The sequence below is a fragment of the Aliiroseovarius marinus genome (assembly GCF_050881025.1).
GTDB lineage: Bacteria > Pseudomonadota > Alphaproteobacteria > Rhodobacterales > Rhodobacteraceae > Aliiroseovarius > Aliiroseovarius marinus_A.
Window position 1 is genome coordinate 174,776 of the sequence record NZ_JBNNXQ010000002.1, and the last position, 17,344, is coordinate 192,119.

Annotated in this window: 20 protein-coding genes and 1 tRNA gene; 10 read left to right on the plus strand and 11 right to left on the minus strand. The window is 53.6% G+C overall.

Going from position 1 to position 17,344, the window contains the following annotated elements; all coding sequences use genetic code 11:
- The first annotated feature begins 56 nt into the window (after nt 1-56).
- From ACRY08_RS06250 to ACRY08_RS06265, 4 genes are all read left to right on the plus strand, one after another.
- Nucleotides 57-326 carry a helix-turn-helix transcriptional regulator gene (locus ACRY08_RS06250; RefSeq protein WP_432449610.1) on the plus strand — a complete coding sequence of 90 codons (270 nt, stop codon included), beginning with the start codon at nt 57-59 and terminating at the stop codon, nt 324-326.
- Between the two features lie 329 nt (nt 327-655).
- Nucleotides 656-1,639, plus strand: coding sequence for a DNA-primase RepB domain-containing protein (locus tag ACRY08_RS06255; RefSeq protein WP_432449028.1), 984 nt, complete (start codon nt 656-658; stop codon nt 1,637-1,639).
- Nucleotides 1,636-2,289: an AAA family ATPase gene (locus ACRY08_RS06260; RefSeq protein WP_432449029.1), complete on the plus strand. Its 654-nt coding sequence runs from the start codon at nt 1,636-1,638 to the stop codon at nt 2,287-2,289. Before ACRY08_RS06255 ends, ACRY08_RS06260 begins: the two co-directional genes overlap by 4 nt.
- Nucleotides 2,290-2,425: 136 nt before the next feature.
- Nucleotides 2,426-2,623: a hypothetical protein gene (locus ACRY08_RS06265; protein ID WP_432449030.1), complete on the plus strand. Its 198-nt coding sequence runs from the start codon at nt 2,426-2,428 to the stop codon at nt 2,621-2,623.
- A gap of 550 nt (nt 2,624-3,173) precedes the next feature.
- Here ACRY08_RS06265 and ACRY08_RS06270 read toward each other — a convergent pair.
- Complete coding sequence (locus ACRY08_RS06270; protein WP_142854522.1) at nt 3,174-3,404, minus strand: hypothetical protein; 231 nt, start codon at nt 3,402-3,404, stop codon at nt 3,174-3,176.
- Nucleotides 3,405-3,838: 434 nt separating this feature from the next.
- On the opposite strand from ACRY08_RS06270, the gene ACRY08_RS06275 reads away from it, so the two are divergent.
- The gene (locus tag ACRY08_RS06275) at nt 3,839-4,354 is read left to right on the plus strand and encodes a hypothetical protein (protein WP_432449031.1); all 516 of its coding nucleotides are present in this window, start codon (nt 3,839-3,841) and stop codon (nt 4,352-4,354) included.
- A 13-nt stretch (nt 4,355-4,367) separates the two neighbouring features.
- Here the strand turns inward: ACRY08_RS06275 and ACRY08_RS06280 are convergent, their stop codons facing one another.
- The 3 genes from ACRY08_RS06280 to ACRY08_RS06290 form a co-directional block, all read right to left on the minus strand.
- Complete coding sequence (locus ACRY08_RS06280; protein WP_432449032.1) at nt 4,368-6,104, minus strand: UvrD-helicase domain-containing protein; 1,737 nt, start codon at nt 6,102-6,104, stop codon at nt 4,368-4,370.
- Nucleotides 6,105-6,106: 2 nt separating this feature from the next.
- The gene (locus ACRY08_RS06285) at nt 6,107-8,035 is read right to left on the minus strand and encodes an ATP-dependent nuclease (protein ID WP_432449033.1); all 1,929 of its coding nucleotides are present in this window, start codon (nt 8,033-8,035) and stop codon (nt 6,107-6,109) included.
- A 660-nt stretch (nt 8,036-8,695) separates the two neighbouring features.
- Nucleotides 8,696-9,073, minus strand: coding sequence for a hypothetical protein (locus ACRY08_RS06290; RefSeq protein ID WP_432449034.1), 378 nt, complete (start codon nt 9,071-9,073; stop codon nt 8,696-8,698).
- A gap of 844 nt (nt 9,074-9,917) precedes the next feature.
- Between ACRY08_RS06290 and ACRY08_RS06295 the strand changes: the two genes are divergently transcribed.
- The 5 genes from ACRY08_RS06295 to ACRY08_RS06315 all read left to right on the plus strand — a co-directional run bounded on the left by ACRY08_RS06295 (nt 9,918) and on the right by ACRY08_RS06315 (nt 13,936).
- A complete protein-coding gene (locus tag ACRY08_RS06295; RefSeq protein WP_432449035.1) occupies nt 9,918-10,493 on the plus strand; it encodes a hypothetical protein in 576 nt (191 codons plus the stop codon).
- Nucleotides 10,494-10,504: 11 nt separating this feature from the next.
- The gene (locus ACRY08_RS06300; protein ID WP_432449036.1) at nt 10,505-10,837 is read left to right on the plus strand and encodes a DUF2190 family protein; all 333 of its coding nucleotides are present in this window, start codon (nt 10,505-10,507) and stop codon (nt 10,835-10,837) included.
- A 21-nt stretch (nt 10,838-10,858) separates the two neighbouring features.
- Nucleotides 10,859-11,797, plus strand: coding sequence for a major capsid protein (locus tag ACRY08_RS06305; RefSeq protein WP_432449037.1), 939 nt, complete (start codon nt 10,859-10,861; stop codon nt 11,795-11,797).
- A gap of 8 nt (nt 11,798-11,805) precedes the next feature.
- Complete coding sequence (locus tag ACRY08_RS06310) at nt 11,806-12,720, plus strand: hypothetical protein (protein WP_432449038.1); 915 nt, start codon at nt 11,806-11,808, stop codon at nt 12,718-12,720.
- A 472-nt stretch (nt 12,721-13,192) separates the two neighbouring features.
- Nucleotides 13,193-13,936, plus strand: coding sequence for a DUF4145 domain-containing protein (locus ACRY08_RS06315; protein ID WP_432449039.1), 744 nt, complete (start codon nt 13,193-13,195; stop codon nt 13,934-13,936).
- Nucleotides 13,937-14,053: 117 nt separating this feature from the next.
- On the opposite strand, the gene ACRY08_RS06320 is transcribed toward ACRY08_RS06315, so the two are convergent.
- From ACRY08_RS06320 to ACRY08_RS06350, 7 genes are all read right to left on the minus strand, one after another.
- Nucleotides 14,054-14,128 (minus strand) — tRNA-Phe (locus tag ACRY08_RS06320).
- Nucleotides 14,129-14,208: 80 nt separating this feature from the next.
- Nucleotides 14,209-14,403 (minus strand): DNA gyrase inhibitor YacG, encoded by a 195-nt coding sequence (locus tag ACRY08_RS06325; RefSeq protein WP_432449040.1) that lies wholly within the window; start codon nt 14,401-14,403, stop codon nt 14,209-14,211.
- A complete protein-coding gene (locus ACRY08_RS06330) occupies nt 14,403-15,440 on the minus strand; it encodes a ribonuclease E/G (RefSeq protein WP_432449041.1) in 1,038 nt (345 codons plus the stop codon). Before ACRY08_RS06330 ends, ACRY08_RS06325 begins: the two co-directional genes overlap by 1 nt.
- A complete protein-coding gene (locus ACRY08_RS06335) occupies nt 15,437-16,021 on the minus strand; it encodes a Maf family protein (RefSeq protein WP_432449043.1) in 585 nt (194 codons plus the stop codon). Before ACRY08_RS06335 ends, ACRY08_RS06330 begins: the two co-directional genes overlap by 4 nt.
- 13 nt (nt 16,022-16,034) lie before the next feature.
- Nucleotides 16,035-16,253, minus strand: a complete 219-nt coding sequence (infA, locus tag ACRY08_RS06340; protein ID WP_008186030.1) for a translation initiation factor IF-1 — start codon at nt 16,251-16,253, stop codon at nt 16,035-16,037.
- A 122-nt stretch (nt 16,254-16,375) separates the two neighbouring features.
- Complete coding sequence (locus tag ACRY08_RS06345) at nt 16,376-16,783, minus strand: low molecular weight phosphatase family protein (RefSeq protein ID WP_432449044.1); 408 nt, start codon at nt 16,781-16,783, stop codon at nt 16,376-16,378.
- Nucleotides 16,784-16,848: 65 nt separating this feature from the next.
- Nucleotides 16,849-17,331, minus strand: coding sequence for a UPF0262 family protein (locus ACRY08_RS06350; protein ID WP_432449045.1), 483 nt, complete (start codon nt 17,329-17,331; stop codon nt 16,849-16,851).
- Between the last annotated feature and the right edge of the window lie 13 nt (nt 17,332-17,344).

A 17,344-nucleotide genomic window follows, 5' to 3' on the forward strand; every position in this document is an offset into this window, starting at 1 on the left:
CATCATGTGAGAAGGAGATGGCCATCTCCATCGTAGCAACCGATGGAGGATCTACTATGCAAGACACCGACGAACTGCACCCAAGTATTGGCGAAAATGTGCAGGTAAAGCCAACGAACAAGCTTCTGCTTTCAAGAGCAGATCTAAAGGAGTTGGGAATCTGGCAGTCGAATTCGACGCTAATCAGTCTCGAGCAAGCTGGACGATTTCCCCTGCGCATTCGACTTTCAGGCGCTTGCGTATGCTGGGACCGTAAGGAGGTTTTGTCTTGGATTGAAGCTCGCAAAGCTGAACGCGCCTCTTGGCGCTATGCAGATGCGAGGTAAGCCAAGATGGAAACCACGTACATACGCACCTATTGCCCGAGATGCCTGAGATACTTGGGCATCAAAGACACTCCTAAACATCTGAAACGCTTTGAATCCAAAGGAGTGTTTCCCAAAAGAATTGGCCCGTCCACCTGGAACGCCGAAGAGGTCGACAAGTGGTATTTGGCTGCAACGGGTGTGCACCCACCCATCCTCATTTGCAGAAGCTGAAACAGACGATGGAGGGGCGATAAACGCCCCTCCACCTCTCAATAAAACGCGCAGCCAAAACGACGCGCCAATGGCGCGAACGGAGAAGTTGCGTTCGCAAAAAATGGAAAACCGATATGACGAAAAAGAAAACTTATGTGCCGAACAAGCACCCCAAGAATACCGCCAAAATCTTCAAGGATCTTGACGACGACGCAGATGTCACTCGCAGCCAATATCAGTTCTTTCACGATGTCTGGGATTTCTGGAATGGCCCAAATGGAACCCTCTATACATTCTTGGCATTCAAAAGAGTTTCGGATGGCAAGTGGATCGAAAAGGCAATCAAGATCAAAGACGGCGCGTTGCCTAGGGAAGTCTTCGAAATACTGACCGAGTTCAATCGTTGGGACTACGATCAGTATTTCTGTCCGATTGCATTTTCGAAGCCTCGTCGCAAACGACAGTATGCCTTGCCGACTAGATTTGGTTGGTGCGACATAGATGAAAGCGACCCGTACGCCTACGACCCTTGGCCCAGCCTGCCCTGGCAAACTTCACCCAATCGCTATCAGGCGCTTTGGTCATGGGACAAATACCATAAGCCAAACGAAGCCGAGCGGTTCTCTAAGGCTTTGGCTTACCGACATGGTGGCGACCGGAATGGTTGGACGATTACCAAAATGTTGCGCCTGATGGGTTCAATCAACCACAAGACCCAATATGATGAACCCATTGTTCAAACGGTAGCACGTGATTGGACCGAGGTACGCGCACGCCCTCTAATCTTGAAACGAGATCAGGCGAAGCTCTCCACCCCGATACCAGACGTTGATGCCGATCCCACAAAGTTCAATGCGGCTGATGTCGTTAAGAAGTACAAGGGTGATCTTCACCCTAAAGCGCACACATTAATGAGGAACCGTAAGGCATACGAGCCAAACCGATCCGCCCAGATTTTCCACATGATCGCTGCGCTTCACGAGGTCGGTGCAAGCCATGACGAAATTGCCAGCGTGATCTGGCCCAACCCCTATTTCATCGAAAAGCATGGACGCGACATGGGCAAGCTCAATGAGGAAATTGCGCGTGTTGTCGGTAAGTTGGAGGGTGACCAATGACTTCAAAGAAAAGGGAGCAATTTGTCGGTCTGGACACAATCGACCCCAAGGAAGTCGAGTGGCTTTGGGAACCCTTCATCCCGTTCAGTATGATCACGATCATGGAGGGCGACCCCGGCATCGGTAAGTCATTCCTCGCGATGCAACTGGCCGTGCAGGTCAGCATTGGTGGGGAATTGCCAGATGGTCAAAAGCTAGGGCGTGGTCGTGTGATTTATCTCAGCGCCGAGGATGACGCAGCCTATACGATCAGGCCGCGCATCGATGCGATGGGGGGCGATCCGTCGCTCATTCGGGTTCAGGGTGACTTCCTGTCGTTGGACGAGAAAGGTCTGCAAGCGCTCATGCGCGAGGTGAAGCGCAAACCGCCAGACCTGCTGATCCTTGGCCCTTTGTTCGCTTACATTCCGGCTGGTCAGGATATCTATAAGCCCAACGTGATCCGGCAGCTTTTGTCGTTCCTGAAAGACATCGCAGAGGCTGGCGAGACTGCCGTGGCGATCATCCGGCACCTAACCAAAGCCAAGCATTACAAGGACATATACAGCGGTGGTGGCTCGATGGATGTGATTGGCGCGGCGAGGCGAGATCGGCGTTTCTGGTCTGCGAACACCCGAATGACAGTTCGACCAAGCTGGTGGTTCACATAAAACACAACATCGCCACGAGGGGACAAACGCAGAGCTATGAGATTGCTGGCGAAGAAGGAGGTATGGTGACCCTGAATTGGCTCGGGCCTTCGGATATCACAATCGATGACCTGATTTCTTCTGATGGCCACCTCGAATGTCGGCGCTGGATGAGGCGACCCAGTTCCTGCGCGTATTTCTCAAGAACGGCCCTGAGGCGTCCACAAAGGTTGAGAAAGAGGCTGCTGCACGCGACATCGCCCCCAAGACCTTGGAACGTGCACGGCGCGCTTTGGGCGTCAGGTCGAAGAAGAAGGGGAAAGGCTGGTTCCTGTCGTTGCCCGACGAAGATTGACCACAGGCAGGGTATGAAGTGCGCCAAGAACGCCAACATCGCCATCGATGATTTTGGCGCACCTCACCCCCAAAGTTCGTCACGATCATGCATGACGCCCTTGGCGATCGTGACGTTCTTGAAATCGGCTAGGGGCCGAAAACCTCGGAAGTATGCATGACCACTTGTCTGCCCATATGGCGCGCTCCGATAAAAAAAACGCCTCTCCCATCCCCCTCCTTGTGGTCACCTCATACCAGCGCCTTGGCAGGTTCGCTCAGAAGTGCCCGAGACCGACACGCGGACTATTGATCAGGCTGTTGGAGGCAAGGCGGCCCCAAATATCTGAGTCTTTTCAATTGGTCCGCATTCAGCGCTGTCTGCATTCGCCGATTTGGGTGGCGTGTGGGTGGGTTTACTCATCGGCTAGAGTGTCCATTGTGCCGTTTTCTCATCGGTCCGTTCATATGGATGGGCCAAGCGGCGTTGGCTGTTATTGACGTTAGATCACCATCAAGGTTTTGGGTGCCGCTTGGGTGAACGGATGTCGCCTTGTTGCGCGCTTGCGGCATCAGTTTTGCTCCCAACCTTTGCGATAGAAGTGGCGCATTACGATGGCGCGGTTGTACAGGGGAAAGCCGATCCACAGGCCGTTGGCCGTAATCAGCGACAAGATGGCCCACAACCACATCCCCTTGAACAAATAATACAGCGGCCCGAATAGCAGACACCACAATCGGTGCCAGTTTCCGAGTATGACTTTCTCCTGCCCATTGAATTTCCATGTTGCCCGAATGACCATTGTGGTCTCCTTTGCTGGTTGCGGTTGCAACAGCGCAATAAGATCGTGCAGTTGTGGGCGTCAGGGTAATTCCTAGATCAATGAGCGTCTGCGCAGCCCACAGGGGCCAGCACTGGCGTCAACGGCGCTTTCGTCGCAACACGTCGTTCGTGACGGCCACATGGCCTTCTGGCTCAATGTAACGCGGCCACGCGCGGCCCGCGAGAAGCTACGCGCCGCTATTGGTGACGCAAAGGCGAACCCAGAACTTGCTATGGCCCGCAAGCCACGCACACCATGGCAATGGGTGAAAGGTTCGAGCGCTGAGAAGGAAGCTAGGCGTGCCTTGTCCAATTAGGCAATTACATCAAGTGTAAGGTGTGAACGCTATGTAGCTTTTTCCTTTTGCACACGCAGTCCTTGCTCCAATCCGGTACAAATCGTAGAATCAACTTATGGATGAAAAGGCGCCGCAAATACGCCGTGGGAAATGGTCCCAATCTGGGGTGCCCCACAAGGGGTGGTTGTGCATTTCTACACGCGACCTTCGCGAAGAAGAAGAAGAATACGTGACGTGTGAGATGTGTGAGGCACAGACCATTCGTTTTGTTCATACGATGAGGCACCCAGACTACCATAAAGAATTAGACTGTGGGTGCGACTGTGCCGGTTACATGGAAGGAAACAAGAAGCGGGCACAAGAGCGCGACTCCAGTATGAAAAGAAGGGCCGCACGGCGGCAGAAATTCCCAGATCGAAAGGGCTGGAAAGTTTCAGCCAAAGGCAATCCCCATATCAAAGTGGAAGCGTATCACTGCATTGTCTCAAATCGCAGGTCCGGTTTTACAGTCGGGATCACCGCTCCTTGGTCAGCCGACCCGACTTGGGGCAAGAAAACATACAAGACGCTACGAGAAGCCAAAGAAGGCTGTTTTGATGCTATTGAGTACATGAAACAGTCCAGTCGATAACGGCAGCGCAGCATTACTCGTCCACAAGTGCGCGAGCCTTCTTCGGGCGAACGAGCACAACAAAACTTCGGGCGCGTGAAATACCTACGCGAAGCAGTCTCCTAGAAGCCGCATAAGCTGGTGCTTCATGTGCCATAAAGAAGGGACTAGAATGCAACCCTTCGACTAGCACGACACCATCAAATTCTTTTCCTTTCGACTTGTGAATGGTCATGAGCGTGACGCCTTCTGGATCACGATCCATTCCCATCAAGCGCTCTTGATCCAACACAACTTTCAAAACACGTGCAGCGCCAACATAGTTTGCTTGAGACACCCAAAGATTTGACAACGAAGAAGATAGCGCGTCGGATGCGCGATACAATCGAACCATTCTAGCATCTTGGAAAATGCCCCTTAGGTCAGCGTGTGAGCTAAACGCCGCCCGAACGAGTTTCCAATCTGTCACCGGGTCACCAATCAGGGTAGCTGCATCAAACAGCGCTTGCTCAAGAGTTTTCGGTGAGCCAGCGCGCAGAGCTTTTCCTTCATCCAAGCAAGCTATCGCACGCTCAAAACGACTGACACGATCACCTGCTGTTGAAGCGCCCCGCCCTCCATAGCGTTCGCAAAAGTCTTTCTTAACGAGGAAGTAGGCCTTAATTTTGAAGTGCATCATGCGACGAGTCGCTTGGTTCGGCTCCGATTTGAATTCAAGCGCCGATGCAATTGCCTCTCCCGCTGTCGCAGATAGGACCTGATCCCACACGATATCATGTGGAATAGGTTTCCATTCTCGACCCTTGAAATTGTGCGAAACTTGGAGTGAGTCAGAAATTTCCGCTATTAATTCGTTGCCACGGGCGAGAACCGCTACAGTCGGTTGTTCTTTGCCTCGCTTTCGAAGTTCTCCCAACGTCGCAGCAACTGCGAAGTGGACCGATGATCTGAAATTTTCGCCAGCATAAGAATATAAGAGTCTTTTAACGTCGCTTGTTTTTGGAAGCGGACCGTTCCCGGACAAGACTGCATTGGCATATGCAAGGATCTCGCTGTCTGCGCTACGATAATTATCATCGATTAAATCGACCGCTTTAATTGCGACATCGGACTTGAGAATGTCGAGGCGATCAGCCCTTACGCCGGGTCGGAAAGAACCTTCAAAAATGCGTTGTTCAGTGTCAGCCAAGAAAAGGGTCTGCGTAACATCGCAAAGCTGGCGCACAAATCCCCACTGTTCGTCGTCTGAATCTTGAAACTCGTCTAGAATAACGAGGGGAAAGAGGCGCCCCATCCAGTCGCGAAGATGATTACTACGCTCAAACAGGTCCTTCACGGCCGAAGCAAACAAATCGAAACACACGCGGCCGTCTTGTTCGAGGAGGCGATGACTTTCATCGGTCCAGTTCCCATCGAATTGCGTACGTAATGCCCCTTCGTCTGAAGGAGACATCATCAACAATCGCTTGCCTCCTAGCAATCCGCCGTGACTGTGAAGGACATCCCAACAAAATGAGTGATACGTTCGGACGTCGATGCACTTCATTTCTTCTTTTGAAAGAATTTCCCTACAGCGCCGCAGAATCTGTTGGACAGCCGCCCTTGAGAAGCTAAGAAACAGGATACCTTGTCCAGGCGTTAGTTCTGGGATCAATGCCTTGCATTTCAGAAGGGCGAGTGTCGTTTTTCCGGACCCCGGCCCACCGACCACCAAGGCGTGCTCCCGAGCATCAATAACGGATTGGCGCTTTTCGCAAATCTCGAACGCCATAGCTATAGAATATCGTCTAGGTCGATGTCAGCCAATGGGTCGTCATCTCCTTCGCCATCGCCTTCCTCTATGTCGTCACTCTCTGGTTCAGTATCCAGACTGGGCAGGGCCATTGTTGCCCCGACCTGATCCAAAAACTCCTTTATCGTAACTGGCAATTCGTCGAGCGCTTGGCATTGCTCAATCGCCAGCGCGGCAAACCCAGACCCCTTTTTGTGAAACAAAACCTTCCTAGCTAGTTCTGAGACCTCCGCTTCACTAGGTTCATTGCTGAGGTAGCCCTTGTCGGTTGGATACTCAGCATGAGAAGCCGCTGCTTCAAGGAACCTTTTCAAAACATGGTTCGGCAGTTCAGCAACCAACAATTCTTCCGAACCGGAATAGTCGCTCTCAAAATTTATTTGATATGTTCCCAAGGCCTCTTGCTGACTTTCAGTCCATGCCTTCTTCGGTTTGTCATGGAATGCGAAGGTCACTTTGTTCAGCGTCTCAAAAAACGGACCCCACTTAGGGACACTCGATTGGCTAGTAGCATCAAAAACGCTCACACCTATTAAATCTAAGGGAACGTACTTTCCCGTCGTATCCACAGCCTCGTACACGTAGCTGGCCGCGAGCAACATCTTCGCTTCGGTATCCCCCTCTGCGACCACTACCCCTCGCGCCAAGACAGCTTCTGCTAGCTGCCTGCGGTTCATTCTCAGCGCGCTAGCCTTCACTTTGTCGACGTCTATGCGGTCGGATGAAAGTTCACCATCTTTCCGAGTGATTGATGTCACTGCCTTTAAATCAAACTCTTCAATCACGTATGGCGAGTGGGAAGTTATGATGGCCTGTCCCATGTTACGGAGAAGGTATTTGGCAATTCTGCGTTGAGCGTGAGGGGGAAGAGCGATCTCTGGTTCTTCCATGGCAAAAATGATCGCGTTGCTACCGCGTAGATCAGCAATGTGAGTCAGAAGCGCAAAAACGAGCGCATTCACTGAACCTGTTCCGAGTCTGTCAAACGGAACTGGATGATTGCTTTCGGAGGATTTCAGAAAGAGTTGGACAACCTCGCGCAGATTATCCCGTGTAAGATCAGAAGCAAAGAAACCGGTGGCATCATCGTCGTGTGACAACCCGACGAAACGACCCATCCTATCCCGAACCTGATCCTGAATGCTCTCCAATTGAGGGATGTCACCGATTGCTGGGTCTAGCGAGCTTAATTGCTTCAAGGTGCTTTCCCACATGGACTCTTTCCCTGTGTCACCTAAGCGAAGAATTGTATCCAGTAGAGAGCCACGCTGGAGGCTAAGTGCACGCCGCCCAGTACGAAGAGTTCGCAGATATATGAAACCACACCGCAGTTTCCACTCCCGATTGAAGAATGTCAGTCCAGTTTGGGGTTTGCCGAAATTCTCGTCGTCCTCAGCAACTTCCTCGACAGGGTGAGAAAAGTAGGTAGCCCCAACGAAATCATCTTCCTGTCTGTCGTAATAACCCACGAACTTTAGAGGAAGTGCGCGACAGACATCATCAACGTCAGTGTCCTCTGGGACCGCGCCGTCAACGTCTAGAAAGCCACCCTTAGTGTCGCTCCAAGGTCGTGTCTTGGAAAATAGCTTCTTTTCCATTTCGTCTGGCAAATTCAGCAACACAACATCGATCAAGATTGGTTGTGGATTTCCTTCATCATCCAAATATCGCCCAGCATGAAAGTCATGCTCGTTTACAATCGGTCTGCGGTATCCACGCTCAGGGCCAAGGACGAGTTCTAACGCCTCACATATCGTAGACTTACCCGCATTATTGCCGCCGACTAAAAGCGTATCTCCGTGAAATTCGACCGTTCCCTTCTTAACCCCGCGAAAGTTGGTAATTTCCAACCGTCGAACAACAAGTGGCTTGATCGGTTCTTCTTGCTCGGGGGGGGCAGCATCCGTCATTAAAATATTCCCAAAATACAATTGCCTGAACAATTGCAGCGTAGGCCACGCCATCGCCGCAACGCAAGGTTGAATGAGGTGCGTGCTGTACAGTGTCCACTAGGTTGGGCGACCTAATCGCTAGCAAACTAGCAATCATGTCCTTAATGTGGGGGGGCAGTACCTTTGAGACTGGTGATTGAGACAGGGAAATCCCGAAAAGGCCTTTAAAACAACGCCAAACCTAAAAGGTGGGCGAAAACCCGGCGTGGGCGATTTAGCGCATAAGGCACCATATGTTCACCATGCTTGAGACTGGTGGGACACACGAACGCGCCAAAAATGATGTTTCGATGTGGTGTGGGAGAATTGAGGAATAACCTTGCCTAACAGGGCTTTGAGTGCATCTGATAGTCGCCAGCGGTGCGCCCTGTCGGATACGATTGGACCATGTAGTCTCAAAGTTAGAGAACGTTTGGTGGGACATTCTTGTCCCACCAACGTTGCGGGTGTCCCACCAAGAAAAACAACAAAGAAAACAAAGGCATAACTGAAGGTAAGAGTTTCTGGTGTTCGAACTAGGTGGGACGCGCCGAAATCAGTCTGCCATCCAGCGCGAAAAGCTAAGCGAAATAATTTCGTTTGCAGGTGAGGCGATCAGAATGTAGCAAATTTGGCGCGTTAATCGGATGGGTTGTTGATCCCGTCACACTCGTGAAGTTCGCATTCAGCTATTGGTCGAGCAGTTGGAAATTTATCTTCGGAGTTCACTTCGTTGCGACCAAAGACGTTATCATTGGCATAAAGCGTCTTGGTTGGAACTGGCGCTAAACCTAATGGATTGCCGTCGGCTAGTCTGTAAGCGCGAACCCATCGATACAATGTTCCACGGGACAGATTGATGGAACCTAACCGATTGGGTTGGCCGTTGGCAGATATTACGGCTTCTATTAGATGCGGTGGGATTTTTCGCTCACGAATGCGTTCCTCAATCACACTGATTGCCTGCCCTAAAGACGAAGCTCGGAGTTGTTTGTAGATCAGGATGAACTCTACCACCTCTTTGCGTGCAGCCGCTATATCTACACGATCAATGGTGTTTGGTTTTGGGAGGTAACGTCTAAACTCGCGAGACTTGATGGCGGGGAGCGCGCCCCCACGCCATGTTATTCTAGGCGGGTTACGCACTTTGCTTCTCGCTTTCTACTACCCCCAAAGGATCAATCGAGTATAAGTTCCACAGCTCTCGGTTTGTGTCAGTAGCGTCTGTAATTTCTAGAGCGATGTCATCTAGTAGCTCGGTAATCCCAGATCCGATGTTTGGTTCGTCTGGATTGTCTAGCGCGCATTGCAATAGATTGCTTAAGCATTGGAGTTTTCGGACAGATGCAAGAAGGGCTTCATGTGCATCATTGAAAGCGATTTTGTGCGCTACGACAGCTTCGTCACTTAGTTTTGTCATGCTATTTATTCCTAGTTTCTTTCTAATTCTGGCGGCCCACACCACGTGAGAGGCCGGGAGTTAGAAACTGCACTAGGACAGCGTCGGTGCTTTTAGGCTATCGCCTTGGACATCTGCACAGACCTCCCGGCCACGGTGTATCGCGCATGTGAACGGGCACAAAAATAGCGCCGTTTGATCGTCTTTGATCGGGTGGCGCTGACCGCCTAGTGTGGGTTTCTAAGCCCACATTCTTGTTACCCAATTGGTGGAATCCGGGCAAGTCTTTTGTTGAATGCCGGGCGAGGACCCCCGAGGTACCCGCCCGGCACGTTCTTTAGCAACTGACCGGTTGCTGAAATCGACGATAATCGATGCTTGCCATCTTGCCAGACACGCACGCGCGCGCGTGCGGACATATGTCCGCCTTCTTTATGGTCAGACGGCGGCCAAAGTCCGCCCATGGAAAGCACATCAAACATACCTCATGCAGCGGCCGACACGCTGGCTCAGGCGTTCAGCGGTGACAGCGATATAGATCTACTTGCGCAGTCAACTTCGCCGCAACTCGCGGCGCTTCTCTTGCGAAGACTGCCGGGAGTGGAACTTAAGGTCGGCCTTAAGGTGAACTCTGAACACTTCGTGTCTCAAGCCATCGGATTAGAAAACGCCAAGCAGCTGGCCGAGTACTTAGCGGGTGGGACAATCTATGTGCCAAAGCGGCATCCCGGATATCAAGCTTCGCTGAGGGATCAGATCCCAAAACTGATCGCAGCTGGATTGTCCCGCCCGGAGATCGCGGCGTCCTTGAGTGTCAGTCAACGTCACGTGCGCCGGATTGCGTCTAAACTAGGTCTGAGCGGCGTCTCGCGCGTCAAGCTCGGCCCCAAGCCCCACCCATCACCATCGCGGAGCGATTTTAACGGGGGTCTAACGGGGGTGTCAGCCGGTTTTGCGGGCAACACCCTATTCGAGGCCTGTTTTATCCCTCAGCGGGCAATTCTGAGCAAATACGGAATTTTCTCACCACAACCCTAAAAGGATTAGCTATGCCCCCCTCAAGTATTGACATCCTCACAATCACCGTTGCCGCGCTTTCCGAGCCAGTAAAGCTCGGTCAACTTGTTGGATATGACGGCGCACCGGCTGGTGTTGGTGATCCGGTTCTGGGCGTTGCCAAATATGACGCCGAAACGGGCCGTCCCGTTGCCGTCGTGACATGTGGTGTGGTGGAGATGAAAGCTGCCAGCAACATCGCGGTTGGCGATCTGGTTTACGCCGATGCGGCGGGCAATCCGACCTCAGTGGGCAACGCAAACCCGTTCGGCTTTGCCATCCAAGGTGGCGGTACCGGCGACCGTATCGCAGTCCTCCTCAAGTAACCCCGAAAGAAAGAAAACCACATGACCATGAACACAGATCAAGCTCGTGTTATCGATCCCGTCCTAACTCAAACCGCACAGGGATACAGTCATGCTGACCGTGTCGGTATGACGCTATTTCCTTTTGCTGATATTTCTCAGCGTGGCGGTGCGGTTCTGCGATTTGGCAAGGAAAGCTTCCGTAAAACCAACGCCCGCCGTGCTCCGGGTGCAGACACCCAAACTATTCAACTCGGCTACAACGGCGAGGCGTTCAGCCTTATGCAAGACGCACTAAACGCGACCGTGCCGCGCGAGCATCTGCAAGACGCGGAGGCGGTTCCAGGCATTGAGCTTGGTGAGGCGGCACTGCGTACGGTCATGAACAATATGACACTTAGCCTTGAGTGCGAGCAGGCCGAGATTGCCACGAAACTTGAAAGCTATCGTGACAGCCACCGCTCGGAGATGACAGGGTCAGATAAGTGGTCTGATCCGTCAAGTGACCCTTCCAAGGATATCGACGCCGCGAAGGATGCTGTGCGTGCACGGATCGGCGTAGAACCGAACCGTATGGTGATCTCGAAGCCTGTATTCACGGCTCTGAAAGGCCATCCCAAAATCAAAGACCAGTTCAAATATACATCCAGTGAGAGCATTACGGTTGCAATGCTGGCCGCATACTTTGAATTGGAGAAACTGGCGGTCGGAAAATCCGTTGTTCTCGACAGCCCTGACGATGACGCGAGTTTCTCCGACGTTTGGGGCAATGATGCGGTGTTGGCCTACGTTCCCACCGATAGCCGTGGTTTTGAAGAGCCGTCCTATGGCTACACATATCGTTTGAAAGGGCACCCCTTTGTCGAGCAACCCTATTGGGACAACAGCAAGAAATCTTGGGTCTATGGCGTGACGTTTGACCGACTGCCAATCATGACGGGCACCGATGCGGGCTTCCTGTTTAAATCGGTTGTGGGATAACACGTCCGATGTCGAGATATGATCAATACCATGCGGCGCACAGCGCCGCTCAACGGCAAATCGCGAAGCGCAATTCGGCAGTTACAGGTGTCGAGATTTTCAAGATCGGTCGGCACAAGCCGATGTTTGGAGAGGCACTTAACTTCCTTGATAGCGACCTTCAGCAAATTGCAGCCAGCTATGATGCCAAGCGGCATCCCGCGCCCATTGTGATCGGCCATCCAAAGACAGACGCACCCGCCTACGGGTGGGTGACCGGGTTGCGGGTCGAATCTGATAAACTTGTGGCAGATTTCGGGGATATTGAACCTGAATTTTCAGAGCTGGTGAAGGCAAAAAGGTATCGTAAGATATCTGCATCATTCTGGATCCCGTCTGCACCGAACAACCCCACCCCCGGTCATTATTCGCTCAAACATGTTGGGTTTCTCGGGGCTGCTGCCCCGGCAGTGCCGGGTTTGAAAGATGCTGCGTTCAACAGTGATGAAACAGGCACCGTTGAGTTTGGCGATGATGATATTGCGGATTTGCCAGTCGAACATCTGCGCATGATGGCGCGCCATCACCATGAAATTACACTGGATAAGCTTGTCGGAGAGGGGAAGCTGCTACCTTCCCACAAAATTCAGATGTTGGACTTTGTGAGTGCGCTTGACGACGGCACATCTGTTTCGTTTTCTGATGGCTGTACGCAGGGCAAAGCCGATTGGTTGCTTAGGTATCTCAAGTCGCAGCCCCCGATGGTTTCATTCGGGGAACTGGATGTCGAAACCAACGCGCTGTCTAACCCACATCAGCGGTTCGATTTACCTCACGGTTATGTGGTCGATCCTGAGCGTCAAGCACTTGCGGATGCTGCGCAGGTGATGGCTCAGGAGGAAGGTATCTCCTTCTCGGAAGCAGCACGCCGGTTGGGTGCATAAGGAAAAGAAAAGACCGGCTGGGATGCTCCACCGGTCTTTTGGCTCGTAGGAGTTCAGACCCAACATCGAGTGAGCTACGAGCCAGATGAATATTTGAGGCTTACGGCCAGAAGTCAAGAAACCCGGAAAGCTCGCGCCCGTATTGAAGAATTCAAATTTGGTGTGACAAGGCTGACGGCGAACAAATTTTGCATGATTCACCGTAATGGGCAGAAGATGTCTTAGGCGACTCAAGCCAGAAAGGTAGATCAAATATGCACGTGAAACACGATACGTTTGCCACGCTACGAAACTGCGAAAATGCAGTGCATGATGCCTTTAAGACGCATTCCAAAGACCCGTTGGCTCTGTCCAATCAGATTGGGGCCCTCTATAGTGATTTTGGGCAGGAAGCTGTTCACGCGGCGATGATCAATTGTATGAGAATTGCCTATTTGAAGGATCAATTTCGGTCATAAGCTTGGAGAGTGGTGTGTACTATCACGCATTGAAATGTGGAAACTGTAACCATCTAGTTGATTTTGACTTTCGCCGGGTAGGGGATTTTACTCCACGCACCCCGGAGCAAATTAAAGAGCTATCTGAAACCAACCGCCCCCGTCGTGATCTAGGAATCTCCGTCAGGACGCTGGAAGATAAAGATATCGTGCAAGGCTTTGCGCAAAGCCAATGCCCTCGATGCTACCACCCCACATTGATCGTCTATGAATGCACCCGCCTTGCGCATAAAGCGCTCAGTGAGATGGCCGACGAAGAGGACAAGGGTTTTATCATCGGCGGACCTAGCCGCATTACCATCAAAGCAATCTATCCTACGCCCGAAACCGCCGAACAAAATCCGTTTTGGCCAGAAACACTTCGTCAGCAATTTGCGGATGCTCAAGATATTTTGGCAGAAGGTCGCTCACCTTCCATTGTTCTGGCGACTTGCCGGACGGTACTGGAACTAGCGCTTAAAGAACTGGATCCGCAGGATCTCAAGTCGCCGTTGTTCAATCGGATCGAAAAGCTACACTCGTCTGGCCGCATTACCACGCCGATTAAGGACTGGGCTCATGATGTTCGGCTTGACGGGAATAACGCAACTCACGATGGGACTGGAGACCGCGCCGCCGCTGCTGAGTATGTAGAGTTCTTGAAGATGTTCCTCAATATGACGTTCTCACTGCCAGCACGGATTGAAGAAAAACGCAATCAGCAGAGCAAGTCACCGTAGAAGCACAAAATTGGTGTCTCAAAGCTAGTGCAAATCTGTCTCAAAGCTGGCGGCGCGCCACACCAACAGCATAATCGACAATGCTGAAGGTAACATACTGTTATCATTTGGTAAAAGTGGTGCCCGGGGGCGGAATCGAACCACCGACACGAGGATTTTCAATCCACTGCTCTACCCCTGAGCTACCCGGGCACGGGTGAACGTTTCATCGTTCGGGTGGGCGGGTTTTAGACGCGGGGTGCGGCGGTGTCCAGAGGGAAAATGAAGGTTTTTCAATGTGGACGGCGGGTTTCTTTGGAAAGCTCTTGTGACAGGGCGTCGGCGGCCTCGTCCAGGTCTTCTGGGCTGTCTGCTGGAACGGCATAAGACCCGTTCAGCCAGCGCCCCAGATCCACATCAGCACAGCGACGCGAGCAGAAGGGGCGGTATTTCTGGTCCGTTTCCTTTTCGCAAATCGGGCACGCCATCACTGGCCCTCCAAACAACGTGACAATGGCAGACGCTCGCGTTTGCGCTGCAGTTCAAAAAGGCCCAACTGGGTCCAGCCGACCATGGCGGTCTCGATCCCATCCGCCTTCAGGGCTGCGCGCAGCACCTGTTCCACCTGGCGGCGGTCCTTTTTCGGGCAAGGGGCGAAATCAATCACGACCTGTCCGCCCAGACCGCGCGTTTTCAATGCGGCGGGCAGCGCGCGGGCTGCGGCGATATTGGCCTTCAGACCCGCCGCTGCGCTGGTGTCTGCGCCCGTGTTGACGTCCACGGCCACAAGCGCGCGGGTGGGTTCCACAAACATCGTCGCTCCTCCGGTCAGGCGCACAAGGGCGCCGCGGGTGCTGGCGACCATCTCGTGCACGTTGTGACGCTCAAAAGCCCCCGTGTCAGCATCCAGTTGATCGGCCTCGGGCCATTCACGCCAGGCCAGCTCATGCGGGTCCGGGCCTTCGACCAGGAGCTCGGCGTCGCCATCAGCATCGGCCAGCACCGCACGGCTGAGGTCAAGCATCGCAGCAATATCTTCTGCCACCTCATCAAGGTCCGCATTCGCCGCGACCGAGCGAATAATCAGACCTTCTTCGCCCCCCTGCATCACCTCATGCGCGACCTCCAGAAGACGCACACGAGCCTCTTCGTCACGAATCGAGCGACTGACATTGATGCCCGGTGCGCCGGGGGTGACGATGGCATAACGGCTTTTGAACAGAACTTTTTGCGTGACGGGAACGGCTTTGCCGTCGTCGCCAAAGCCCGTGACCTGCACCAGCACACGCTCTCCGGGTTTCAGGCCCTTGCCTTGGCGCAGAAACGCCGAGCGGCCGCCCGGCAGGCGCAGCATCATGCCCCCCTGCCCTTTCAGCGGACGATCGCAGATGGCGCGGAAAATGGCGCCGGGCAGCACCACGCCCTCGGGCGGTTCGACCAGAAGATCGGTTAGCTTCCCGTCGACAATCTGCGCCGCGGCCATGCGGCCCTTGTAGGTATCAAGCGCAATCACGCTGCCCTTCATGTCTGATCTCCGTAAAGGGGGAAGCCCGCAGCCAAGAGCAGCCCGGCGGTCTCTGCCACGGGCAGACCGACCACGCCGGTATAGCTGCCCTGTAACCATGGGATGAACGCGCCTGCCGGTCCTTGAATGGCATAGCCACCCGCCTTGCCCTGCCAGTCGCCGGTGGCGAGATAACCGTTCAGCTCTTCGTTCGACAGGCGTTTCATTTTTACCTGTGTGACCACATCACGCGCCCACGTGCCGGTGGCGTTGCGCACCACCACGGATGTGATCACCCGGTGGCGGCGGCCCGACAGCGACATGAGGAACTCAGCCGCCTGCCCCGCATCTTCGGGCTTGCCCATGATGCGGCGGCCCAGCGCCACGGTGGTATCGGCACAGAGCACGACCTCATCCACACCAACCGTCATCGCCGCCGCTTTCGACGCGGCAATCCGCCGGCAGTAGTTTAGTGGCAATTCCCCCTTCAACGGGGTCTCGTCCACATCCGGTGGCCGCACGTCATCAGCAACAAGGCCGAGCTGCCCCAGCAACTCGGCCCGTCTTGGGCTGCCAGAGCCCAGAATCAGTTTGGGGCGCATCCTGCGCGACCGCTTACTTGAAGCGGTAGTTGATCCGACCCTTGGTCAGATCATAGGGGGTCATCTCGACCTGCACCTTGTCGCCAGCCAGAACGCGGATGCGGTTTTTGCGCATCTTACCTGCCGTATGAGCGATAATCGTATGGCCGTTTTCCAGCTCGACCAGGAATGTCGCATTCGGCAGGAGTTCCTTAACGACACCGGGAAATTCGAGCAGTTCTTCCTTGGCCATGTTCACTCCTGTGTTTTACCCGCCCGTTTGCGGGCGCGCTATAGATGGGGGGAAACGTCCCGGTTTTCAAGGGAATTCCGCATCAAGCGTGCAATTGCGGCAACAAGAGGCGATGCTTGGTCTTAAACAGCTGCCTGTTCGCGTGTTGGCGGGCCGAAACGCGCCATAATCCGGTCCCTGATCTGGTCGCGCGCCTGCCGGTAATTGACCAGCTTTTCCTCGCGCCGCGTACCCAGCCCGGTGGGGTCAAGAATGGGCCAGTATTCCACATCCAGATGAAACACGCGCGTCAGCTCCAGCGCGCGCCGTTGGCTGGCGGGGGAAAGTGCGATCACCAGATCAAAGCTGGACAGGTCATCGCCCCATTCTTCCATCTGGTCAAAACTACGCACCCGGTGGCCCGAAAGCTCGATCCCCAGCTCGTCACAAACAGCGACAGAAAACCCGTCGATATCCAGCTCGCTGTGGACGCCCGCCGATTGCACATAAATGTCATGGCCGTAAAACGCCTTCATCATCCCTTCTGCCATTGGTGAACGCACAGAATTGTGGTCACAGCAAAACAGCACGGATTGGGGACGTTCAGCGCTCAAGTTCACCCCCAGTGCAGCACGCAGATAAGGGTGAAAAGGCGACGCGCGGTGTCGATGTCGATATCGGCCTTGCCGTCCAGACGTTCCTGCAACACCCGCGCGCCTTCGTTGTGAATGCCGCGCCGCGCCATGTCGATCGCTTCGATCTGGCTGGGGGGCAGTTTTTTCACCGCATCGAAATAGCTTTCGCAGATGGCGAAATAGTCCTTCACCACCTGGCGAAACGGACCAAGCGACAGGTGAAATTCGCCCGCGGCCTCCCCCGTTTCGGTTTTTGCATCCACCACAAGGCGTTTTTCGCGAATGGCCAGGCCCAGATGATAAGGTCCATCGGGCACCGGCTGATCACCACGGGGGGCCAGCGTGAAGCTATTATCTTCCAGCAGGTCGAATATCGCGACCTTGCGTTCTTGCTCGATCTCGGGCGTTGGCGCGGCAAGGCCGGTGTCGTCTATTTCGATATGGGTGATACGTTGTGTGGTCATTGGCACTATCTGA